Origin of the sequence: Arenibacter sp. ARW7G5Y1 (genome assembly GCF_003201775.1) — a bacterium.
Taxonomy (GTDB): Bacteria; Bacteroidota; Bacteroidia; order Flavobacteriales; family Flavobacteriaceae; genus Arenibacter.
Genome location: NZ_QJJZ01000025.1, coordinates 1 through 24334, shown reverse-complemented (window position 1 = coordinate 24334; position 24334 = coordinate 1). Strand labels below are relative to the sequence as shown.

Below are 24334 nucleotides of genomic sequence, written 5' to 3'. Positions count from 1 at the left end.
AAAGTAGATGATACTGAATAAAAAAAAGAATTTAATCCCTTTACTCCATCTTTTAACATGGGCAATATTAATAGGTTTACCCTATTTGCTTTCTGTGGGACAGGATCAGGAAAAAATCTTTAATCGTACCCTGATACACTCATGGATTCCCCTGTGCTTTTATGCCGTTATTTTTTACCTCAATTATCTTTATCTTATAGACAGGTTTCTTTTTAAGAATAAAACCTTACCGTTCATATTGATCAATTTTGCCATAATTGCCTTTTTCGTTTTTACCAACCATGAACTAAAGGGCTTTCTAATGGACCAGCTCCTCCCTAACCGCAACAACGACAAAGGGCCACCGAAAAATTTGTTTCTTTATGTGGACATGATCGCATCAATGGTGCCTATTGTATTTTCCGTAGCCCTAAAAACCACAGAACGCTGGTTCAAATCCGAGAACGAACGCAAAGAGGCACAGACTATAAAATTGCAGGCAGAGATTCAGCACTTAAAATATCAATTGCAGCCACATTTTTTCTTTAACTCCCTCAACAACATTTATGCCTTGGTAGATAGTTCCCCTAGCACTGCAAAAAAGACAATCCACAGTTTGGGCAAATTAATGCGGTATCTACTGTACGATACGGATACCGAGAAAGTTGCGCTGCAAAAGGAAATCGACTTTATGACGCAGTATATAGAACTTATGAAACTGAGGTTTTCCAATAAGATTACTATATCGTATTCCTTTCCCACCGTTCCGCCAAATATTAAAGTGGTACCGTTATTATTCATTACCTTGGTGGAAAATGCCTTTAAACATGGTATTCCTGCCAGTAGTGAGGCCTACTTGTCCTTTAAGATGGAAATAACGGATACCTTTCTTGTCTTTACTGCACAAAACCAAAATCTCCCCAAAAACGATTCGGATAAAAGCGGTTCTGGCATTGGGTTGGAAAACCTAAGAAAAAGACTGCAATTGTTATACCCAGATAGCCATAGCTTTGTTTATCAAGTCAAGGACGAAATCTTTACTGCTGTGCTAACACTTGAAATCTAATTGAAATGAACCCAAATAAAATAAGCTGTATAGTTGTAGACGATGAACCCATGGCATTGCAACTCATAGAGGGGTACGTTCAAAAAACGCCGTTCCTGGAGCTCAAAACCAAATGCGACAGTGCCATAGAGGCCTTAAGATATCTTGAGAAGGAGAAAGTTGACCTACTTTTTTTGGACATACAAATGCCGGACCTCACTGGGATTGGATTATCCAAACTAATCCCCAAAAGTACCCGTGTCATCTTTACAACAGCCTTTAGTGAGTATGCCCTTGAAGGTTATAAGGTTGAAGCTTTGGACTATTTGCTAAAGCCCTTCGACTACGAGGAGTTTGTAATCGCTGCCACCAAGGCCAAAGACTGGTTTGCCCTAGTAAAGGGTAGCGTCAAGGAAACTACCTCTGCCGACAAAAAGTTCCTCTTCGTTAAATCCGAATACAAGCAACTAAAGATCAATCTGGATGAGGTGCTGTATTTTGAAGGTTTGAAAGACTATATCAAAATTTGGCTTAAAGGTCAGCCTAAGGCCATCTTAACCTTAATGAATCTCAAAAGCCTGGAGCAAGAACTTCCAAAGGATAAGTTTATGCGTGTACATCGCTCTTTCATTGTTTCCTTACAAGCCATAGATGTTATAGAACGCAGTCAGATCATAATCGGAAACCAACGTATTACGGTTTCGGAAAATTATAAACCTGAATTTTTGGATTACATTGCCAAAAATAGTTTGGATTGATTTTTTTACTTTGAAATCTTTATGGATGCAATTCCACTTCCTAGTTTCCCTAAAAAAAAAAAATGGTCCGGGATCGGCCCTAGACCCCTGATTTTAAAGTTCTAATTAGATAAAACCTCTCGCCTGTGCTCAGGGAGATCGTAACCCATTTATCTCAATTTGTTCAAAATCCGATATGTATATTTCATTTAAACCGAACGCACCTTATTAAAACTTCATTAAGAACTGGCATTAGTCGGTTTTTCGTTTTTTAAACCACAGGTCCTCCAAGCTCAAATTCAGGGTAAGTACATGGTAATTTTCCTTGACGAGTATATTTTCTATCAGTCCTGTGGAACCGTAGGAATAGGACAAATTGAGCATGGAATTATTACCACGGCCAATTGGAAGCCCAATCCCGGCCGTAAAATTATAGCCGTCTATTATTTGATCGTTAATGGATAAATAACCTGTGTCGTAGTTAAAACCAGTCCTATAACGAATACGCTGGCTAAATTTATAACTGGCAGCATTTTTTACGTATTCCAAACCAACCGCATAGATATCCTGATCTACGTATGTCCCGATATTCTCGGTCTGCCCGGTATCACTCCAGTAATTTTTTTTATAATCGGCATTTAAGGTAAAGGATTTTAAAAAGTTGGTGCTTAGCCCCAACCCCAATTCCAATGGCATATTGAAATCTGCCACAACATCACTTTCATCTTCTTCCACGTCCAATTCTACACCGTCCAGACTTTTTATTACAGAGCGCCTTACACTACCTTTTAAATTTGTTGGAAGTTGCACCGTACTTCCAATAGTGATTTTGTTCGTAAGATCGTATTGCAGCCCAAGACCAAAACGGAGGCCGCTGTAATTGGTATCCTCTGTGGAGACAAAACTACTATTGTAAAGCCCAAAGGACTCCTCCTCCTCAATCTTCCCAAACAATATGGAGAAACTGGCTCCAAATCTTAATTTATCAGTAATTCCATATCCTAGGTTAAGTTTAAAATCGCTCATCCCTCCAAGACCACTTACATTACTTTCAAAGGATTCTTCAGATCCCTCAATATTGGTTTTCACGCCTATCAAAGTATATCCTACATCGGTATAAGGTACCAGGGCAATACCAGCTCCAAGATTGTCCGCTATCCGGAAAGCGAGAGCCAGGTTGGAAAAGTTGAACGAAGTTTTTGCCTCGTCGTTTATCCTGTTGCTATAAATGTTGTGCTTTCCCCTAATACCCACATCATAAAAAAAGGAATTTTGGGGTGTTAACGCAAAATTGGCAGGATTTAAATTATTTATTTCCGTGTCCGACTTCAAAGCAATCCCAGAATATCCCATCCCATTGGTCCGCCCAATACTGGTCTGATTTATTACGCCGAGACCGTATAGTGAATAGGGTGAACTTGTGAGGCCCTCGGATTGGCCCAAAAGAGGAATTGTGGATAAGATTATTAAAAATAGGGCAAATAGGGATAGTTTATTCATCTTCATCATATATTGCATAGGTAAGTTCCAATTTCACACCTTGATCAGGGCCTTCTTTTCCCATTAAAACAAAACGGTCTACAGTACTATTGTAATTTTCTGGCAAAAGAATAATTGCATCTTCCGTTTCCCTTTCCCGTAGCAATAAACCTTCTATGTAGGTGGTCAGGGGTATTTCATAATAAATGTCATTGAATTCTTGGCCATCACGGTTTAAAGTGGCCTGTACCGCTGCATTATCCACCCCCACCAATTGTTCGGTTAAATCGTTGTTCTGGTCTACTATAAAAAGTGATAGGTTGTCCCTAAGTGCCAGTTCATCATTATAGGACCCCAAAACCGGTCTTATTTTAAGAACAGCATTCAACAAGGTACCCTGCCCCTGAATATCGAACAGGGTTTTTAAATTCGGAAATTCTATTTTGGTCGTATACCCTATACCGGACTGTATAAAACTTTGGTTATCCAATTCGGAACTGTTTAGGACCACTTCCCCATCCACTAGGGTCTTTAGGGTTTCGTTGGTTTCCACCACCGACATCTGATTAAAGAATGGTATTGGACTACTGGTCGTGTTTATTACAAAATCGGTAGTATATTGAGTACGACTATTCTCTTCAGAAATACTATAATACAATCTCATTGTACTGGTCGTAAAATTGAAACCTACTATAGAACCATCGTCATCGTCCCCGGGCTGAAAGGCAAGCCCGTGAAAGTAGTCCTTAAATTCCTCGGTATTGGTAATATTCTTTTGTTGGAACTGTTCAAAAAGATCCAACCCCAAGGAGTCATTCAATTTAATATATAACGAATCGGTTCCCAAGGGCCTTGGGACAAAGGTTACAGATCCCAAATCTTCCTCAAAAAACCCCACCTTGCTGCTATTGTAAAAATCGCTCCCATCCGCCGGCTTTAAAAGCTCACTTAATTCCTTAATATGGATGGTATTGTTTTTTAGGGTGTCGTTATAATAGTAATTGTCATACTTCAAAAAGAAGGCGATACTATCGTATTCTGCCTCGGAATCTATAGAATAGTTATTGGGCAATAATTCTACATAACTGGAACTTTTTACGGCCCCAAAGACCGGGTCTATATATTTACCGACCAACATGCGGGAGGCCTGGGAAGTTATAAGGCTATCAAACTTCATGGTGTATGTCTCCACCTTCATGGTATCTATTTGCACCACCCGAATATTACTGTCTGTAAATGTCCCGCCCGCTACAAAGTCGGAATCATTAATAGCATCCGTGCTACAGGAATCCATTAATATCAGCAAAGCAAAAAATCCAAGGAGTTGTTTCATTCGATTATTATTTAAAGCCAAAAGTAAAAGCGTTTCCCTAGCTCGGAAACCCCAATAGACCAACCCATTGACTTATAAGACCAAAAGGCGAATTTTAGCTATTAAATACCCTCTACCATTGGTAGATAAAATACCCGTTTTCATATGTTAAATGGGTGCCTTTATCTATTTAAGTTTCAAACACCGGGTTCGCCATCTAGTTTTGAAAAAAAAATAACTGATGAAATACATTTATAACATGAAGGGAAGGATAAACCACATTAAAATGTTAACGATGGCCAGCGTAACACTTTGTTTAATGGCTAGTTGTTCCAATGACGATGACGATGAGGATGACTTGGGCAACTGGACGGACAAATCCGTTTTTGATGGAAGTCCACGTAGTGGCAGTGCCTATTTCACCATTGGTAACATTGGCTATAGCGGTGTGGGTTATGACGGAGATGATTATCTTACCTCATTCTGGTCCTATAATATGGATGGTGATTACTGGTCCCAAAAAGCCGATTTTCCGGGTACTGCAAGGAATGCCGCAGTAGGTTTTGCCATCAATGACAAGGGATATATAGGTTCTGGTTACGATGGATTGGACGAACTGTCCGATTTTTATTCTTACGACCCTGCCAGTAATACATGGACAGAAATTGCAACATTCCCCTCTACCCCTAGGCGAAGTGCTGTCGCCTTTGGAATAAACGGCTATGGCTATTTCGGCACTGGTTTTGACGGGGACAACGACCGTAAGGACTTCTGGAAATACGATCCCAACAGCGATAGCTGGTCGGAGTTGGTAGGCTTTGGCGGGGATAAAAGAAGGGCTGCCACTACTTTTACCATAGGTGAAACGGTATATATGGGAACAGGGGTATCCAATGGCATTTATTTGAATGATTTTTGGGCTTTTGACGCCAGTACAGAAAGTTGGACACAAAAATTGGATTTGGATGAGGATGATGATTATACCATTGTGCGCAGCAATGCGGTAGGTTTTACCCTAAATGACTATGGATATATTGCCACAGGAACCTATGGCGGCACCTTACAATCTATCTGGGAATATGACCCTAGTACAGATTCTTGGGAATCCAAAACAAGTTTTGAAAGAACCTCCAGACAGGACGCCGTGGTATTCTCCAATAACGTACGGTCATTTATAGGCCTTGGCCGTACAGGAAGTCTGTATTTGGATGATTTGGAGGAATTCTTGCCATTTGACGAATACGACGACGAAGATTAGTGTTTTTAATTAGGTTTACTTATTGATTAGCAAAAAGAGCTGTGCTGTTTAGCATAGCTCTTTTAAAATTGAAAAAATAGATGAAAAGAATATTAGTAGTATATGTTTTTATGGCAATCGTATCCGGACTTCTATTTTTGGGCTTTTCCAATTACACCATCGGTGCAACGGAAGGTAACTTGTTGCTCCATTCAGAAATACTGAATTTGGAAAATGGTTATGGTTATCAAATAAAATTAGATAACAGGGTACTTATACGGCAGGAATACATTCCTGTACTTCCAGGAAAAAAGCCATTCGCAACTGCAGAGGACGCTCAACGTGCTGCCGATAAGATTATTCGTAAATTACAAAATAAGGAAGATCCAATTTTGACATTTTCCGAATTGAAGGAATTGGAGATTCCAGAATTTAATATTTACTAGGGAAGTATATGGTTCTTGATAAGAAAAATATTCCGCAATGGCTTGTTCACGCACTGTTATGGTGTACACTGTCCGGTATATTGTTTTATCCCTTTTTTGCCGGGACCAGGAACCTTACCTATGGTCTTGCCGCCAAATTATTAATTGCCGTAGCACTTTTTTACTTCAATTATTATTATCTAGTGCCCAAATTTTTGCTAAAAGGTCATAGATGGACCTATATCATTATATCCATACTATTGCTTTTGTCCATCGCCTTTTTTACAACTGTCACATTCCCTCCGGTTCCTCCGGATGACTTTGTTCCAAGGGGAAAGCATATACGCCCCCCAAGGGAAAGCAGTTTAAGGGTAATTCGATTTACACTGATGACTACTGTTATCTTTGCCATTCCCCATATTTTTAGCACTATGCTAAAGCTGTATACGGAATGGCAAACCAATGAAGATCTTCGGAAATTGGTAGAAAAGGAAAAAATACAGTCCGAGCTCCAATTTTTAAAGACCCAATTAAACCCACATTTTTTCTTTAATTCCTTAAACACTATCTATTCGCTTTCGGTAAAACAATCCTTAGACACCCCAGAGGCAATCATTAACTTATCGGAACTTATGCGATATATGTTATACGAGGCCAATAAGGCCCATGTACCCTTAAACAAGGAACTGGAATACATAAAAAGTTACGTATCATTGCAACGGCTTCGAACGGCCAATTGTGAAAATGTAACCCTAAAAATATCGGGCGAGGAGAAGGGAAAATTTGTCCCTCCCCTTCTGTTCATTTCCTTTATTGAAAATGCCTTCAAATACGGAACCGATTACAACGGCAAAACCTATGTTAAAATAAACCTTTCCATAAACAATAAGTCCATACATCTACAGGTGACCAACAAAATTGGGGCATTTAAAGCAAAGTCTGGAAGTAGCGGCGTGGGGCTGGAAAACGTTAAAAATAGATTGAACTATTTGTACCCGCATTCCCATGTTTTGTTGATCAATGACGATGGAAAGACCTATGAGGTAAACTTAACTCTAAATTTAAAAAACTATGAATTGCATAATCATTGATGATGAGCCCTTGGCTATAGATGTTTTGGCAGACTATTGCAAAAAAATAGATTTTACCGAAGTAGTAGGCACTTTTACCAATCCTTTGGATGCCATTAAAATTATTAAGGAAAAGAAAGTTGATGTAATTTTTTGTGACATTGAAATGCCGCAAATAAGTGGGCTGGAATTTATAAGCGCTTTGGAAAACAGGCCCTTATTTATTTTTACTACCGCCTATGCACATTATGCCGTAGAAGGATTTGAACTTAACGCCGTAGATTACTTGGTTAAACCGATTCCTTACCATAGATTTATAAAGGCCATCTCACGATCCAAAGAAATTTTGGCTCAGAAGGTACAACCCAAGGAGGGCAATATTTTTCCTTCAATTGGAGGACAGGGGGATACCCAAAGGTTCATTTTTGTAAAATCCGAACACGAGAACATCAAAATAAACCTGGACGATATAGAATACATTCAAGGCCTCAAAGATTATTTAAAGATACATATTAAAGGTACCAACAAGACCATCTTGACACTTCTAAGCTTTAAGGACCTTTTGGACAAGCTACCCCAAAACCAATTTATTCGGGTTCATAAATCTTTTGTAGTGAACGTTAATGTCATCAAGACCATACAAAGGAACCGGATTGTAATCAACGATACCCGAATCCCAATCGGAGAAAGCCATAAGACCCAATTCTTCGCGTTTTTGGGATTGTAACAGGCCTGTTCGTCAAGAATGGGGATAAGCGGTTTACACGTTACAAGTTTCCTGTTGACAGAATGAATGAAAAATGGGTGTATTTCTTCCTTGCTACCCTATTACTTATAATCGTTATTGCCCAATACTTTCTTATTGTGGAACATTTGTTTTCCTAACTTTCCCAATGGTCAGCGATAATTTGATGTATTTCCTCATTGCCTTCGTCAAGATCGCCCAGTAATTCCCTTTGTTTCAGTATTTCGGCTTTCATTCCGGAAATAACATCCCGATATTCGGAATCGTTATATGCATTATGAAGTTCATTGGGGTCCTTTTCCAAATCGAAAAATTCCCAATATTTATCTGGTTGTTCTTCCTTGGTATACCCGTTTACTTTGAGTCCGTTTCCATAATAAAACGCCAGCTTGTAGCGCTCCCCTCGAATTCCGAAATGGCCTGGGCGATCCTTGGAATGGTCCCAATACCTGTAGTAACCATGCTTGCGCCAATCCGTAGGGGTATTTCCCTTTAGGTTCTCACGAAAACTGTGGCCTTGCATGGTTTCTGGATATTCAATTCCCGCATAATCGGCGAACAGGGCGGAGAAATCGGCATTTTCAATAATATCGGTATTTCGGGTGCCAGCTGGAATCTCCTTTGGATACCTTATTACAAAAGGCATATGAATGGATTCCTCATAAATTAAACGTTTGTCGAACCAACCGTGCTCCCCTAAAAAATATCCCTGATCGGCAGTATAGATTACTATGGTGTTTTCTGCCAATCCGGATTTTTCCAAATAGTCCAACAACCTACCTATATTGTCATCAATGGCAGCTCCGCAGCGCATAAAATCCTTTACAAATTTCTGATAGGTCTTCATCCGTGCCTCATCGGCACTCAAGCCCTCAACCGAAAAGGGCAATTCCGGATAGTCCATATAATCCTTTCTCAATGATGGATCGGCAGTGGCTGCCAAATAGCGTTTTTGAAGGTTGTCTATGGATTGTCCTTTAAAGACCCGCCCAGTAGTTTCCGCTCCTTGATCATAAAAAGAATCCGGTACTGGAATTTCCTCATCGCGATACAAATGGCTAAACCGTTCAGGGTAATCATAAGGTTCGTGTGTGGCCTTAAAATGGCACATGGCCATAAAGGGTTTGGATTTGTCCCTATTTTCTATCCATTCCATGGTTTTATCTGCAATAATATCGGTACTAAAACCTTCTACGACCTTTCCGCCCCCATAATAATCTTCCCAATTGTCCGCTGTTTTTAATCTTGGGTTCCAATAATCGCCCTGCCCTGGAAGAACGGCATAATAATCAAATCCTGCCGGTTCCTGTTTTAAATGCCATTTCCCTATAATAGAGGTGGCATACCCTCCCTTTTGAAGTTCCTTGGCAATATTATTGTGCTTTGGGGATAAGCCTGCCCCCAGGGTAGTAACCCCATTTATATGACTGTACTGCCCTGTAAGTATCGTTGCCCTACTGGGAGTACAAATGGAATTGGAAACCAAACAATTCTCCAACACACAGCCTTCGGCCGCCAATCTTTTTATATTTGGGTTATGCACATAATCCTTGAGAATCCCCCCATAAATCCCCCATGCTTGGGCCGTATGGTCATCGGACATTATAAAAAGAATATTGGGTCTTTCCGACTGGACCCCTGATTTTTCTTCAGTCTTATTCTTACAGCTTGAGGTAGTTAATAATAGTACTGTAAGAATAAGGGCAAAAAAGTATTTTATTTTCATTAGGTATTTATTAGGGCTTAATATTAATAAAATTCGCCTTTAAAACCAATGAATATGTCCTTCCATTGAAGCTATGGCCATAAAATCAACCCATTACTGCTTATTTTCATCTGCTAGATATCATCTTTAAAATACATCCTTGTCCAAATTTCCCATACAAGTTTCAGGATTTTAGCAAATAGGGGTATATCAACTATTCCAGTTTTAAAGCTTTGATATCTGTAATTAGTTGGGCTATGGATGCCCTGTTCAACCCATTATAAATACCCCTAATATGTTTGTTTTTATCTATCAATAAAAAGTTTTCCGTGTGCAAAAAGTCGTTTATATCCTTTGGCACCCCCAAATCGTTCTCTACAAAATATTGATTTCTTCCCAGGTTGTAAATTTCCGTTTTGTCCCCTGTAACCAAATGCCATTTATTATTTATTACTCCGTTTTTTTCGGCATAATTCTTAAGTATGGGGACAGCATCTATAGAGGGAGTTACCGAATGTGAAAGTAACAATACCTCCGGATCGTCCTTAAATGCCTCCTGGACCTTTACCATATTCCCAGTCATCTTTAAACATATGCCGGGACAGGTCGTAAAGAAGAAATCCGCTATATAGATTTTGTTATCAAATGTCTTTTGGGAGACCGTATCCCCCAATTGATTTACCAAACTGAAATCCGGAATTTTGTGGAAACTCTTTTCCTCTTCACTATTGGGGGTTAACCAATATGGCGTAAAGGATTCATCGCTATAGTAGGGAAGATATTCCACCCTACTGGTCTCCTCTACTTCAACAGTCTCTTTTTTTACTTGATTCTTGCAACTAGTAAAAAATGCCAACCAACAAACCAACACCAACCCCTTATTCTTAATCCCTAACAACAACTTCATCTTCCAATTTATAACATGAATTAGCCCTGAGCATTCCAAAAATGCGTCCGTTTTTGGCCTCATAATTAACAAATAATTTCCCATTGGGCAGCCAGGCCTTTTGCAATCCTTCCTCATTTCCCTTCACCAATTGCCTAACTTTGGAAAGTTGCCCAGTAGCATACCATTGTTTTTCTTCCCCTTGCTTTAGGCCATTAACGTAATGGGATTCTTCTGCCAACACCCCATTTTCCCACCAGCTTTTGTACACCCCCACCAACTTATTTTGACGATAGGTAGACTCTACCCTAAGCACTCCGTTTATAGACCATCTTTTTGCCACCCCTTCCCTTTTGCCATTTAGAAACCCCAATCTTTCGGCCAAAGTATCATTTGGATGAAATTTCAACGAATACCCATTGTAAGGCCGGTTTTTGTAATACCACTTGCCTTCAATTTGGTTAAGGACCAAATCCTGTTTGAATACCTCAACATTGTAAATTTCTATGGCATCCCCCTCCACCCTTTTTATATCATTGGCGTCTTTACAGTTTATAAGGGATAAGGCAGTCACAATTAATAAAAGTAATGGTCGCATAGTCCTTTTTTTTAGTATCCCTGATATGGACCGGCAAAGGCCAAATAAGATCCTGTTGTTGAATACAATTCATTGATGATGTGATAGTGGTACTCCTCTTCGCCATCTGTATATTGGGTTGCCGTAGTATGGCCTCCAGAGGAATCCAAATCTGTTGGGTAGGTCCCGGTGGAAGTACATTTTCTGCCATAAAGAAAAACTCCGTCCAAAAGTATCCCCACTAGATTCTCATCGTCATCGGTGAAGGCTTTGGGCTCCAAATGATAATGGTATACTCCAGGGCCTATATGGGCCCCCGTCCAGTCCAGACTGGCTGCAGCTTGGTTTAATGGGCCGCCTCCTTCCTGATCGTTAAAGATGGAGGCCCCGCTTACGGCAATACCAATAGTATTCAGCTGAGTGGATACGGTACTTCCCGTTAAATTGGGAGTGGCATCTACGGTAATTGTGGTGGCATTATTGTTGCTGGACATGATGCTTGGCGTTCTATCCACATCGGGTTCCTCTTTATAAAGGGCATTGCCTTCTCCCCAATACACGGTTTCATGGTCGGGCAGACCAGTAGTTTCTATAACTACATTGGACCCGTCCAAAAAAATTGTGGTGGCGTCGGAATTGAATGCTGAAAATGCAGCGTGCAATTCGGTCACCGCAGTTTCTTCAGTATCCTCATCGGAAGCACTATCTGCACTACAGGCAATTAAGGTTGTTAATAGCAAGGCCAGAGCCAGTGCCATGGCCGCCATATTTTTTTTCAATTTTCCTTCTTTTTTCATATCTATTGTTTTAAAACGATTTTAGTTTATTTTGAACTTATGTTGCAACAAAGCTCGATTATTGGGAAACATCAAAATTTCCAAATCCATATGCACCCTTGACCTTTAAGTGAACGGAGGGGGGTTGTCCAGCGAAAAAAATCAACGAACTATAGTCAAAGGCATTTCTTTTCGGCTTTTGAATTTCTTGAATAAAAATCCTACCCCCAAAATACTTACACCTAGAACAACTATAGCGGAAACACCCCATAAAATTATCCCTATATTGGACGAAAACAAACTTGCCTCATAATGGCCCGCCTCCACAAATTTATTTCCGCCAACCTCTAATGCCAAGGTATGATCATTGCCTTCATTTAAAAGAAATTGTTCTTTGCCAAAACCATCCTTAAAAAGAAATAAGGCAGTCTGATTTCTATGGATGTCCTTAAAGGCGCTATTTTTAACCAATACCGAATTTATTTCCGAAGGTATTCCGAAGACCTCGAATATCACTTTGGTTTCAAGACCTAGTATAACCACTCCATTACTGAAAGAAATATCCCCACCTCCATTGAAACTGATATGGAGATTGTTTTTAATGTGTTCCAATACCATTTGCCGAAACTCATCTGGAGTTTCATAAGGTGTTTCGGAAAAATGGGTGCGTATTTCATGCTGAAAAGCGGTTAGGGAGGCACTAATCTGCAACACCCAACTATTGTCCGGTTTTTCCACCAGCATTGTAGTGGATACATCTGCCTGATGGGCCTTAACCGCCATTGCCATAAATAGTAAACAAATGATGGAAATCCTTCTGTACATAATCCTATCTTTTATATAAGGAATCAAGTCTAAAACAAACAACTTAGTTTTGATCCTTCTCAATTAATATTAATTGGCGTAAGCCCCATTTAAACAATTAATAAAGCTATTTGATCCGGGTGCCGCTACATGATAGTGATAGCCCCTTGTTTCGTCCGAATGTCCCCTACAGTCATCCAGATCCGTAGGTTCCTCCCCATTGGCATCCAATTGGGCATAAAGGCCAAAGCCATCCATGGCATATCCTATCATAGCCGAATGCCCATCATCTTGTGCCAATTGGGTAGATACTCCGGTAGCGGCATGGTAATGATACCCTGCATTTAAATTTATATGCCCCCCTGCGTCATCAAAGGGTGCCAAGGTATAGGCCCCTAAAATGGCGTCTGTAGGTGCCGGGGCATCAAAAACAACCCCATTAAAAGCCACGCCTCTTTGGGAAGGTCCGTTCCCGCCCATCCCCGGAGGGCCGAATCCGCCAAAATCCGTAGACGTCGATTGTTTAACAGGCGTAATTGGAATTAAATACGTCTGGGTTAAATCCGTAACATAGGAGGGTAAACATTCCACACAAAAATTTTCGTACTCCTCCCCTACATTAGGGTTGGCGGCATTGGCGCAATCATCTTCCGTTTCAGTGGTATATATGTCCCCATTGGCGTCGTACATTTTCCAGGTACTATCGTTATAGAAATTGGCCATATTTTCAATAAAGGCGCCGTCAACATCATAGACTTCACCATTTTCAAGCCATATTCCACCCTTATCCGCAGCATCAGAAATATTATCCGGACACCATGGTCCCATTTCATGGTCCGCGGGGGTACTGTTAGCCACAATCTGATAGCAGTCGGTAGACGTACCATCGGAAAGTGTACAGGGGACCGTTGTAACGGTAACGGATCCATTACTTGTTAGAAAGAGGGATGCATCAACATCTACAACCTTGGTCTCATCTGCGGTATCGCCATCCTTGGTTCCGTCAACAATATCCGCACTATCGTTACTGCAACTATTGCAGGAAATGAAAAGCACGGTGCAAACAAATAAAAGTGGAATTAGGTTTTTCATCATTTTTGTTTTAGAATTTTACAATTTGGGGCATATCCTAGTCGCGTTTCCTTCCTTTGGGCTTGGGAGCTTTTTCCAGTTCTTCCTTGGTGATGTAGCCATCTTCATCGGTGTCTATTTTTGCAAAATCATTTTTTAGAGGGCCTTTTATTTCCTTTTTGGAAAGTTTACCGTCCTCGTCCTTATCCATTTGCCCAAAAATTTCATCAACGGATGGCGGCTCTTTTTGCCCCTGTCCGCCCTGAGGTTGTTGTGCGTTAACATTCGCGCTAAAAAACACGGTTACCATTGCTGTTAATACTGCCGATTTTACTATCATTTTTTTCATTGTTATTGTTTTTAGAATTCACTATTTCGACTACAAAGATGGCCCATGGTTGAATACCAAATGGCTTCTTTCTGTGAACCAACGCAGGTTTTAAGCGAATAAAGTGTTACGAACGGTGAACTATAAATAATGGAGGGCCAGGAGGGCCTATTTTTGCATTGTGATGAAAATTAATTCCTTTAATTTGTAGCATGGACAGAACAAAACGATTTCTCTTTCACATCTTGCTATGGCTTAGTGTATGGCTGATGGCATGGTTGCTCATGACCGATGATGTACTTTTCCTTCAACGGAATACACTTCCATTTGTATTGCAATGTGTAGTTATTGCCGTATTGATCTATTATACCGCTCCGGCCCTTTTATTCAAAAAGAAATATATTCTATTTGTCATCATTTCCATAACTGTAATTGTATTGTGTTCAGCCCTGGTTTCAGAAACTCTTGTGGGAATTCTTGGTGGCCGGCCAACCCATATAGCAGGACCACCACCTGGAGTGCGGCCCAAGGCACCCCCCCAATTTTTAATCCATTTCCTGGTCCTGTCCATTGCCTATGTACTGGCTACTTTTGTGGAGACATTTTTGTTTGCCCAAAAGAAGGAAGAAGAGAATATTAGGAACAAGAATGAAAATTTGCAAACTGAATTAAAACTACTGAAGTCACAGATCAACCCACATTTTTTGTTCAATTCACTAAACAATATTTATGCGCTTTCGGTTACCAATTCGGACAAGACCCAACAAGGTATCAGTACCTTGTCCAATATGCTGCGTTATGTTTTGTACGAGTGTGAACAAGCTTTTGTACCCCTTGGAAAAGAGGTCGATTATATAAAGGACTATTTGGCCATGTACGTCTTAAAAAGCAGCAAAACCTATCCCATACAAACCGAATTTCAAATAAAAAACGATGCTGTCAAGGTAGCCCCCATGCTATTCATTCCCTTTGTTGAAAATGCCCTAAAACATGGTAATTTGGAAAAGATAACAGATGCTTTTTTAAAAATAAGTATCTTCTCCGACGATAAAAATATCAATTTTGAAATTGAAAACAGTATCCCCAAAGTACCAATGCAAAAAGACAACATTGGGGGAATAGGCCTGGAAAATGTAAAGAAAAGATTGGAAATACTATATCCAAAAAAGCATACCTTAAAGATCCAAAAAGAATTAACTACTTTTAAAGTTCAACTGCACATAGATCTGAATGGGAACCATTAAATGTTTAATTGTAGACGACGAAGAATTGGCACGAAGCCTCCTCAAAACCTATATTGCAAAAGTGAATTTTTTGGAATTGGTGGCCGATTTTGAAAATCCCTTGGACGCCATGAGAGTGCTTAAGGAGCAAAAAATAGATCTGCTGCTACTGGACATCCAAATGCCCGAAATTAAAGGTACAGAGTTTGCAAAAATGATTCCGCCGTCAACTCAGGTCATCTTTACAACGGCATACTCGGAATATGCCTTGGAAGGTTTTGAACTAAATGCCATAGATTATCTCTTAAAGCCTATTACATTTGAACGCTTTTTAAAGGCTGTCAACAAAATAAAGATCGACTCCCACCAGGAAGCCACAGTGGATTCAATAATCGTTAAATCGGGCTATGACCTGCATAAACTGAGGTATGGTTCCATTCTTTATATTGAAAGTGATAGCGAATATGCCATTTATCATACCACAGAGGGTAAAATTATGAGCAATCAGAGCCTTACGGCTTTGGAGAAAAAACTGCCTACGGAACTGTTCATGAGGGTGCACCGCTCCTTTATCGTAAACAAGAAAAAGGTGAGTGCGCTGAAAGGAAGGGATCTATTAATTGACAAGGTGGCCATTCCGGTAAGCGCCAGCTATTTTGAACTGGTAAAAAACAATCTCTTTTAAGCACTTTCCATTACATAAAACCAAAAATGGCAGTATTTGATGCCATAATTTGCGTACAATTATCATGAACAAAAAGTATTCTTGAGATAAGCCAAAGATTTACTTTTGCGCCGATATCAAGTTTAAATACCGGCCCATCCAGTAGGGCAGCAACCAATAAACAGGTTCTTTTTCCTGGGCCGGATCGCCGCTAACGGCCACATAAGGGTTTTGATCCCATCGCATGGTTCGGTACTCGCTTGGTGGGCGCAAACCCGTCTGCAGCTCCTCAAGTATAGGTTGCCGAACTACCTTAAGGTCTTCCCGTTGTGCATTGTCATTATTCCAGTCTACCAAGTCCAAAGGAGCGTCTTTTAGGAAACCTATGGAGCTATCCAACTCATCGGAACCTCCTGTTAGAAGATTATATGTAAAATTGATCATAGGGCTCTTTGCCCTTTTATGTTTGTTGAACCATTGCTCCAAATGGGCCTGATACTCCCTTTTCAATACCGGATCCTCTTCATAGTTAATTAGGGTTGGATACATATACAGCGATAAAAAGATATCAAAATAGGTCTCCCAGGAAGGATTGGTATTGTGCAAGGTTTTTGCATTGTCCAAATACCCCTCTTCCTCTATCAACTTCAAATATTCCTTTTGATACCTGTCCTTTTGGGTAATGTGATGGGCAAACTTCAAAAAAGCCAACAACTCCAATGAGTTCAAGGCCCTTTCGGGCGCCCAATCGGGATTGTGGTTCAGAATGTCCGGGGACCATACGCCCCATTTGGTATGGGTTCCATCCACATCTACCAAATTAAAGTCGTTTTTTATTAGATGGTCCATAATTTTACTAAAATGATCTGCTATCCGTTTTTTTTCCTTGGCATCGGCCACTAGGTTATAATAACAATAATAGCCGAATAAATGCCCTGAGATCTCATCGCTACTGGTATCGCCCTTCCATTTCCATTTGCCGTCCTTGGAAACATGCCAACGTTTTTCTACTGGTTTTTGCCTTGGATTATCAATTATTTCATCGGCCAGTTCACGCTCGGTGTAAGTGCGGTTCATATCATGGGATTGCTCCCATGTGGCCGGAATTATGGTTCTTGCGAAAAAGCCATCAACACCGGTTACTTCCCTTAAAAAATGTAAGAAATCAAAGGCTTTTTTGGCCCGTAATCTTGCCTCTGGATTTTGGGTGGTTGCATACCTAAAGGATTCCATGGCCAGATAATTGGAGGTAAACTCCCCGTCATTATCGTCATCCTCCGGTTGAATGGTGGTGGTATCACCTGGAACCACCAATTTGGATCGGGCTATAATCCATGGTTCCCTTACATGGCGCCGTATCAGTTTATCATAAAAAAAGTCGGCCTTATCTTCAAGTGTCATCTGTCTGTTCTTTATGGCACTTACTCCATTGGCCGTAGCGACCCATGCGTTTCCCTGCTGATCGAAAGCGATATCCCTAACCTCGTTGGATACCAACCAACGTCTGCCCAATCGAACGGAATACTCCTTTTCTCCAGGGACAAATCTTGTAATTCCATATTGGGTTCCCACCCACATCTTCCCATCAGGCCCCTTTGCAACCGTAGTTACATTGGCATTGACAATCCCATCTTCCGGCCTTTTTTCACCAATTTTTTCGATTTTATCCCTAATGGATACCCCTCCCAAACCACCTATCCACAAATTTCCCTTTTGGTCAAAATCCATTCCCCTAACATAAGCACTGATCAAATCCTCGTTTCCCTGATATGCCGTTGTTTTTTCGGCGTTACAGTGGTATAGCCCCACGTCCGTACCTATCCAAAGTCCGCCATTATGGTCAGACAGCACGGTCCGAATACTACTTGCAGTACTATAATCCTTTTTTGACCATTTCCTATCTTGGTACAACCATATTCCATAAGGCCCCAAGGCATATACACCCTCTTTTGTGGATACCAGTTTGGCAATAGGTGGCTTGGGACCTTCCATTTTCTGGATGTCGCCAGTCCCACTCCTATAAACTCCGTTCCAAGTGGCCATCCAAACATTTTGATCTTTATCAATCTCTACGTCATAGGCCGGACCTTGGTTATCCCCGGCAATGACAATCTTCCATTCCCTGGAACCATCTTCCTTTTGATAAATCCCACTTTTGGTAGCAATCCAGACACTTCCATCCATATGGGGCTGTATGGCCCTAACATTGTTGGGGCCTTCACTGTTGTCGGCAACCATAAAGGCCTCATGATATTCCTGGACAAATGGTTTATCCACATAAGTAGTGCCCAGGTTTACACTTGGTTTGTGTCCTATACTTTTGTTTTGGGAAAAGGTCAAAATGGGAATATAAAAAAGAAAGAAAATGGCTTTGTTCATATTAATTGGCTGACGGGTTTGGCCGTTAAAGTTAATCTAAGCTAAGGATATATGCCAGAATCAATTTAAACCTTCCAAAACGAATACCAAATATGGATGACCATACAACCTATGCAAAACTTGTTCACTGGTAAAGGAATAATAAAATAGGATTGAAACAGACATTGGAACTCCCCCCCTTTAAAAATCACCCCACAGACTGGGCAACATTTATAAAGACAATTAAATTCCGCTCTTTAAAACCTCCTTTTTCTTTCTTGCATGGTATCGGCCTCGTTTAACGTAGTAGGACCCCACGGGAGCGGCATTATCTCCGAATTCCTTCCTAATATAGGTGAGGATCTGGGCTATTTCTTCGTCTTCCAAGTAGTCTACTGCCGGCATTACCCCGTCAAAGGACTTGCCATTCACCTCAATAGGCCCACTTAAGCCACTCAACACAACATCTATAAGTCTTTCCTGGTCCCCTTTGACCCATTCGGAACCGGCGATAGGCGGAAACCTGCTGCCATCTCCCATCCCATTTGCCATGTGACAGGATCCACAGTATTTATTATACAATATTGCTCCTGCCTCGGCCCTAAGCGGTGTAAGGTCATCCTTAATTTCATCGGGTGTTTTTATATGTGGTAAATTTTTGAGTCCTTCCATTTGAACAAGTTGGTCCCTACCAAAATTTTTCTTGTCCCCTTTGTACATTACCCTCCAAATTTTTCCATGTTCACTTTCGCTTATATACAATGAACCATCCGGCCCCATGGCAATACCCATTGGCCTGTACCCTGCATCGTCGGTATCAACTATTTTATCGACCTGTGTAAAGCCATCGGCAAAAACTTCCCATTCGCCAGCTTGCCCATTTTTAAAAGGGACAAAACCAATAAAGTAGCCCGCTTGAGGAAAAGGAGCTCTAATGGTGGATCCATGAAAGGCTATAAAGGCGCCATTTTTATAATGCTCAGGGAATTGATCTCCCCGATAGAAATGTAGGTCATTGGGGGCCCAATGTCCGGGAAAACCAATAATTGGCTGCTCGTATTCTGCCCCGTTGCCCTCTTTTTTACCATCTCCCCCATATTCCGGATTGAGTAATTTTTTGCCCTGCATATGATCATAGTAATAATACGGCCACCCGGCATTGGCCCCATCCTTTACTTTAAGAAATTCCTCGGAGGGCAGCATGGCACTTTGCCATGGGGAGTAATATTCGGGCCAGTTACGGTTCATATTGTCCCTTCCATGCTGCAGTGCATACAAGGTATCATCGTAATGGTTCCAATCCATTCCCACAACACTCCTAATTCCAGTTGCATAACGGTATCCGTCCTTTTGTGTCTGGCCGGGCTTATTGGCGTCAAACTGCCATATACCGGCATGCCATTCCAATTCTGGACAAGGGTCCTGCCCAGGTGCTCCGGGCATTCTATTCCGTTCCTTTGATTGGCAAACATCTCCGGGGGAGCCGAAGGGAACATACATATGACCATTCCGATCAAAAGTTAGAGGTTTGGCGATATGGGAATAGCCATAAGGGGAATCTTGATAGTTATCCGTGAGCATGATTTCCGGTTCACTTTCCGGTATCAACTTACCCCTAGTAAGTTTTTGTCTATATACCGTACTGGCCGTACTGTAATATAAATAATCCTTATAGATCCGCATCCCGGTGGCATAATACCCACGTTGATCAAACACCCCAAACCGTTCCATTTGGTCTGCTTTTCCATCATTATCGGTATCGCGCAGACCCATATTTTCACCTTCTTCATGGGCAAATCGCATTTTTATATATACATCACCGTTGTCATTTACCGCAAGATGCCGGGCAGGTCCTATACTGTCCACCACCACAACGGCCTCAAAACCTTCCGGAAGCAGCAATCCCCCATTATCAGGATCTCCTGGTGGCAGCTTCTTTGTACATTGCGTCAAAACGCCCGAAAACAGCAACATAAGCAAAATGCTTTTTAAGCGAAGGAGAACTTCCATTTCTTTATATTTCCTATTCGGTACCGAAAAATTTAAATCCATTTTTGGGAATAATTAATATACTAAGGATTGGATGACGTTAGATGTATCCATTTTTGCTTAAACTAAGCGCACATGAAATCTTTTTTTTTGACATAAATAGCTGATTCCCAAATCGAACAACTCCTCCTAAGCTAATCAAATTTGTTTAAATAATTAAGTGGCTTGAAATTATTTTTAGCGGATGATGGCAATTTTGGATTCGAACAACTTAAAATGCTTACCGATCCAGTGGATTGCAAGGAAAGTTCTGTATCCCTTGCTATTTTCACAAGGAGTATTCTTTTTAACCAAATAGGTTTGCTCAATAAAATAATATAAGCGGCCATTTAATTGAGCGTAAGACCGAGTTCCTTTGAGGCAAAACATCTCCCATTAAAAGTTTATCGGCCTGCATACCGAAAAGGCATTTAGGGGATTATCCAAAAGGGCGGGCAAGGCCTTTATAACCGGCCCAGGAACAGCCAATATCTTCATCTTTCCAGCTCACAATTTATCCTGAACCATTGTTGCCTCTCTTACCTCCCAAAATTTGGTCCACTTGCGAATGAAGGCTTATATCTGTATACTCCCGGAAGCATCCTTGACCAATCCAATGGCAGGTATGGCAATTTAAGACCGACCTAAATTATCCGTTATTTTTATAACTTTGTCCGTATGGATAAAATAACCCAAATTCCCGCTAGTTTTATAGAGAAAAACACAAATTTTTCCAGCCTTGTCAATGTGCTAAAGGCTGCATTTATGGACCAGGACACCATAGTGCCCATGAGACATCATCACGATTTTCCCAATCCTGAAGTAAAAGAGGATTCAACCTTGTTATTGATGCCTGCTTGGAACCCTGGAAAACAGGCTGGGGTAAAGATTGCCACTGTGAGCCCCAAAAACGGTCAGTTTAACCTCCCGGCCATTCAAGGGACGTATATTTATTTGGATGCCTTAAAAGGCAGCATCCTTGGGATTCTGGAGGCCAAGAGCTTAACTGTAAAGAGAACGGCCGCAGCCTCTGCTTTGGCATCACAATATTTATCCAGGGCAAATTCCAGTTCCCTATTAATGATTGGCACGGGTGCCCTTGCCCCCAATTTAATATTGGCCCATGCCAGTGTACGCCCATTAAAAACGGTGTATGTCTGGGGTAGGGATTATGCCAGGGCGATGGATATTTGCGAAAAGCTACAAAATGCACCCTTCCATATCCAACCTATAAAAGACATTGAGGATAAAATTTCTGAAGTAGATATTATATCCTCGGCCACTTTGTCCAAAACACCCCTTGTTTTGGGGAAATATCTAAAACCTGGACAACATGTGGATTTGGTAGGAGCCTATAAGGTAGATATGCGGGAGGCTGATGACGAAACAATTAACAAGGCGGAAGTATATATAGATACTTATCAAGGTGGCTTAAAAGAAAGTGGGGACATCGTTATACCATTAAAAAGTGGGGTTTTGAAAGAGGCGGACATTAAGGCCGATTTATTTGAGCTCACTTCCCAAAAAAAACACGGTAGGAGGAACGATGGGGAAATTACAATGTTTAAGTCGGTTGGACATGCCTTGGAAGATTTAGCCGCCGCCACCTATTATTACAACATGTACCAAAACAAACCATAAAGTTACAAGCATGCATTGGCTAAATGCAATGCCTAACAAAATTGTAAAGTATGTCCGTTTTTGATATTAAAAAATTCAAAAAACTACCTTCGTAAAAACGGCAATGAACAAGTTAACCTTTACGATCCTATTTTTAGCATTGGCACTTTCGGGCTTATTGAAAGCCCAAAAGTTACCCCTTCCTGCTCGTAGCAGTGATGCCATTTCGGGCAGCACTTTTAAATATCAGATTGAAACCTTGAGCGTGGAGAACAGGGAAAAGCAAATTTACCGACAAATTTTGAACGGAAATGTACCTAATTTTTTACGTGAGCTGAGTCCCATTTCATTTTCTAGAGGCCTAAAGGATTCAACTTATATAGTTACCTATTTTGTACTGCCGGATTATTTGGCTATTGGCTCCGATACTGATTTTTTCCTGACACCAATGACCCCTATATTGGCCCAGAGAATAGCAAAGGCCATTGGTTTCACCCTTCCTACCAAGCAGATGGTAGATCAAATATGGAGCAACGCTTCCTTAAAATTGCCCCCGTCGCCCATTCCTCCCAGTCCACAAATGACAACAATTCCTGTAATGTGGGAACATAATATATTATTAAAAAGGCAAAGGAAGAAAGCCCTTGATCAGGCTCCTATGGGTGTTTTGGTGGCGGGACATAAAAAGGATGTTATTATCTCGAACAAAATCTATAAAAATTCGTCCTCGCCGGTTGTTATTTATGGCTGGCATTACCAAAATGGAACTCCCATCCAACCCGTTTATGCGGGTCACAGCGAAACATATGCCGACTACAGCCATGGTATCCGTTTGGTTCAGGACAGCGCCTTGATCAATAATAAGGTCCAACTTATAACAACTGTTCTTCAAGATGTTGACAGATATTCTTTATTCAGTGATGAAGGAGTAATGGAGAAACCATCCTACCCTTTGCATGAAGATCGGTAGTAAATTCAATTCCAAATATTATTGGGTTGTATTCATATAATCCTGCCAAATTACCAGGACATACTTGTCTTTACCCTTATCCGTCAATTTCAAAAAACCATATTCATAAACAAAGAGGTAGACGTCTCCTTTTTGGTTCTTCCAATAATGGGTGAAAAATTTTGGATCGAAACCTTCTTCCATAAGTTCGGATCTTCTAATAGTAGTATAGCCCGATCTGTTATATTTCTTAAGAAGTTTCCTATTTATTTTCAATTGCCTATCCACCTTCAGGTAAAAAGCTTCGGTTTGCTGTCGATTTTCATATTGGTTTATGGACCTGCATTTGGTGGAGCAAAATATCTTATCGGACCGTCCTTTTACCAAAATACTGCAGACAGGACATCTTCTCTCATTATCCATTTGTACGCATATATTATACACATAATATACGATTTAAATTTTGTTTTTTAATTAAACTTGCTACATGAATCCCTTTAAATCCATAACGCTTTACCATCTTATGATCCACGATCAAAAGATGATAGGCATTAAGTTTTCTCCAGACAAGCTTATACAGGGGTTGATAAAAAGTCTTCCCAACCCCAAATGGAGCGAACAGTATAATATGGCCTATATTCCCAACACCAAGGACAATCTTGGTATCATTTTCAACACTTTTAGAGGAGTCGTCTGGATCAATTACAACAGGTTCCTATCCAATAAACCGCTAAATACGGGCAATGAATGTGTTGATGTAGAGTGGTTCAGAAAAAGAAAACCCATCCCCGAATACAGGTTCTGTCCGGAAGAATATCTACTAAAACTGGAATTAAAAAAATATGCCAATAACACGGTTCGTACTTATGTGCATTTTTTTGAACTTTTCATCAATCATTACAAGGAAAAAAACCTGAACGCCATCGATGAAAGTGACATACGGGCATTTCTTCAAAAACTAGTACAAAAAAATGTTTCCAATTCCTATTTAAATCAGGCCATTAATGCCATAAAATTCTACTATGAGGTAGTGCTGGGAATGCCCAATCGATTCTATGAGATTGAGCGACCTAGGAGGGAATTTAAACTTCCCACAGTGATTTCGAAAGAAGAAGTACTTTCCATTATTGAAAACACCAATAACCTAAAGCATAGATGTATCATAAGCCTGTTGTACAGTTCAGGTCTCCGTCGCAGCGAATTGTTAAACCTAAAACTGGAAGATGTAGACAGTAAACGTATGTTGATCAGAGTACAGGGTTCGAAAGGCAATAAAGACCGACATACCCTTTTATCACAGACTGTTTTGGAAGATC

At 40.6% G+C, this 24334-nt stretch carries 24 protein-coding genes; 12 read left to right on the top strand and 12 right to left on the bottom strand.

What is annotated here, in order from left to right; all coding sequences use genetic code 11:
• Window positions 1–7: 7 nt before the first annotated feature.
• Window positions 8–1045, top strand: coding sequence for a sensor histidine kinase (locus tag C7972_RS22310; RefSeq protein WP_110358383.1), 1038 nt, complete (start codon window positions 8–10; stop codon window positions 1043–1045).
• 5 nt (window positions 1046–1050) lie between these two features.
• Window positions 1051–1782 carry a LytTR family DNA-binding domain-containing protein gene (locus C7972_RS22305; protein WP_110358382.1) on the top strand — a complete coding sequence of 244 codons (732 nt, stop codon included), beginning with the start codon at window positions 1051–1053 and terminating at the stop codon, window positions 1780–1782.
• 231 nt (window positions 1783–2013) lie between these two features.
• Here the strand turns inward: C7972_RS22305 and C7972_RS22300 are convergent, their stop codons facing one another.
• Together C7972_RS22300 and C7972_RS22295 are read right to left on the bottom strand one after the other, a co-directional pair.
• Window positions 2014–3261 carry an OmpP1/FadL family transporter gene (locus C7972_RS22300; RefSeq protein ID WP_258364927.1) on the bottom strand — a complete coding sequence of 416 codons (1248 nt, stop codon included), beginning with the start codon at window positions 3259–3261 and terminating at the stop codon, window positions 2014–2016.
• Window positions 3254–4573 (bottom strand): DUF4270 family protein, encoded by a 1320-nt coding sequence (locus C7972_RS22295; protein ID WP_110358380.1) that lies wholly within the window; start codon window positions 4571–4573, stop codon window positions 3254–3256. Before C7972_RS22295 ends, C7972_RS22300 begins: the two co-directional genes overlap by 8 nt.
• 265 nt (window positions 4574–4838) lie before the next feature.
• On the opposite strand from C7972_RS22295, the gene C7972_RS22290 reads away from it, so the two are divergent.
• From C7972_RS22290 to C7972_RS22275, 4 genes are all read left to right on the top strand, one after another.
• Entirely contained in the window at window positions 4839–5810 is a 972-nt protein-coding gene (locus tag C7972_RS22290; protein WP_375334798.1) for a Kelch repeat-containing protein, read from the top strand.
• Window positions 5811–5890: 80 nt separating this feature from the next.
• Entirely contained in the window at window positions 5891–6235 is a 345-nt protein-coding gene (locus C7972_RS22285) for a DUF4907 domain-containing protein (RefSeq protein ID WP_110358378.1), read from the top strand.
• 8 nt (window positions 6236–6243) lie between these two features.
• Window positions 6244–7305: a sensor histidine kinase gene (locus C7972_RS22280; RefSeq protein ID WP_110358377.1), complete on the top strand. Its 1062-nt coding sequence runs from the start codon at window positions 6244–6246 to the stop codon at window positions 7303–7305.
• Window positions 7286–8011, top strand: coding sequence for a LytTR family DNA-binding domain-containing protein (locus C7972_RS22275; protein WP_110358376.1), 726 nt, complete (start codon window positions 7286–7288; stop codon window positions 8009–8011). The genes C7972_RS22280 and C7972_RS22275 overlap by 20 nt, the downstream gene beginning before the upstream one ends.
• A 154-nt stretch (window positions 8012–8165) precedes the next feature.
• Here the strand turns inward: C7972_RS22275 and C7972_RS22270 are convergent, their stop codons facing one another.
• The 7 genes from C7972_RS22270 to C7972_RS22240 form a co-directional block, all read right to left on the bottom strand.
• On the bottom strand, window positions 8166–9755 hold the full coding sequence (locus tag C7972_RS22270) for a sulfatase (protein WP_110358375.1): 1590 nt from the start codon (window positions 9753–9755) through the stop codon (window positions 8166–8168).
• 193 nt (window positions 9756–9948) lie between these two features.
• Window positions 9949–10641, bottom strand: coding sequence for an SCO family protein (locus tag C7972_RS22265; RefSeq protein ID WP_220020941.1), 693 nt, complete (start codon window positions 10639–10641; stop codon window positions 9949–9951).
• Window positions 10619–11218 (bottom strand): toxin-antitoxin system YwqK family antitoxin, encoded by a 600-nt coding sequence (locus C7972_RS22260; protein ID WP_110358373.1) that lies wholly within the window; start codon window positions 11216–11218, stop codon window positions 10619–10621. The genes C7972_RS22265 and C7972_RS22260 overlap by 23 nt, the downstream gene beginning before the upstream one ends.
• An 11-nt stretch (window positions 11219–11229) precedes the next feature.
• Window positions 11230–11994, bottom strand: coding sequence for a YHYH protein (locus C7972_RS22255; protein ID WP_110358372.1), 765 nt, complete (start codon window positions 11992–11994; stop codon window positions 11230–11232).
• Window positions 11995–12135: 141 nt separating this feature from the next.
• Window positions 12136–12798, bottom strand: a complete 663-nt coding sequence (locus tag C7972_RS22250; protein ID WP_146216369.1) for a hypothetical protein — start codon at window positions 12796–12798, stop codon at window positions 12136–12138.
• Window positions 12799–12867: 69 nt separating this feature from the next.
• Window positions 12868–13872, bottom strand: a complete 1005-nt coding sequence (locus C7972_RS22245) for a YHYH protein (RefSeq protein WP_220020940.1) — start codon at window positions 13870–13872, stop codon at window positions 12868–12870.
• 34 nt (window positions 13873–13906) lie between these two features.
• A complete protein-coding gene (locus tag C7972_RS22240; RefSeq protein ID WP_110358369.1) occupies window positions 13907–14197 on the bottom strand; it encodes an EF-hand domain-containing protein in 291 nt (96 codons plus the stop codon).
• Between the two features lie 191 nt (window positions 14198–14388).
• Here C7972_RS22240 and C7972_RS22235 point away from each other — a divergent pair, with 191 nt between their 5' ends.
• Window positions 14389–15420, top strand: a complete 1032-nt coding sequence (locus C7972_RS22235; RefSeq protein WP_110358368.1) for a sensor histidine kinase — start codon at window positions 14389–14391, stop codon at window positions 15418–15420.
• Window positions 15407–16084, top strand: a complete 678-nt coding sequence (locus C7972_RS22230) for a LytTR family DNA-binding domain-containing protein (protein WP_110358367.1) — start codon at window positions 15407–15409, stop codon at window positions 16082–16084. Before C7972_RS22235 ends, C7972_RS22230 begins: the two co-directional genes overlap by 14 nt.
• Before the next feature lie 99 nt (window positions 16085–16183).
• On the opposite strand, the gene C7972_RS22225 is transcribed toward C7972_RS22230, so the two are convergent.
• Window positions 16184–18442 carry a two-component regulator propeller domain-containing protein gene (locus C7972_RS22225; protein WP_110358366.1) on the bottom strand — a complete coding sequence of 753 codons (2259 nt, stop codon included), beginning with the start codon at window positions 18440–18442 and terminating at the stop codon, window positions 16184–16186.
• Window positions 18443–18664: 222 nt separating this feature from the next.
• Window positions 18665–20473, bottom strand: a complete 1809-nt coding sequence (locus C7972_RS22220; RefSeq protein WP_258364925.1) for a c-type cytochrome — start codon at window positions 20471–20473, stop codon at window positions 18665–18667.
• Window positions 20474–20635: 162 nt separating this feature from the next.
• Here C7972_RS22220 and C7972_RS23970 point away from each other — a divergent pair, with 162 nt between their 5' ends.
• The 3 genes from C7972_RS23970 to C7972_RS22205 all read left to right on the top strand — a co-directional run bounded on the left by C7972_RS23970 (window position 20636) and on the right by C7972_RS22205 (window position 23039).
• Window positions 20636–20791 (top strand): hypothetical protein, encoded by a 156-nt coding sequence (locus C7972_RS23970; protein ID WP_181422969.1) that lies wholly within the window; start codon window positions 20636–20638, stop codon window positions 20789–20791.
• Window positions 20792–21127: 336 nt separating this feature from the next.
• On the top strand, window positions 21128–22090 hold the full coding sequence (locus tag C7972_RS22210; protein ID WP_110358364.1) for an ornithine cyclodeaminase family protein: 963 nt from the start codon (window positions 21128–21130) through the stop codon (window positions 22088–22090).
• 103 nt (window positions 22091–22193) lie between these two features.
• Entirely contained in the window at window positions 22194–23039 is an 846-nt protein-coding gene (locus tag C7972_RS22205; RefSeq protein WP_110358363.1) for a hypothetical protein, read from the top strand.
• Between the two features lie 18 nt (window positions 23040–23057).
• Here the strand turns inward: C7972_RS22205 and C7972_RS22200 are convergent, their stop codons facing one another.
• Window positions 23058–23441, bottom strand: a complete 384-nt coding sequence (locus tag C7972_RS22200; RefSeq protein WP_110358362.1) for a hypothetical protein — start codon at window positions 23439–23441, stop codon at window positions 23058–23060.
• Window positions 23442–23505: 64 nt separating this feature from the next.
• Between C7972_RS22200 and C7972_RS22195 the strand changes: the two genes are divergently transcribed.
• Window positions 23506–24334 (top strand): site-specific integrase (locus C7972_RS22195; RefSeq protein ID WP_258364924.1); only part of this gene is annotated, 829 nt, incomplete at its 3' end.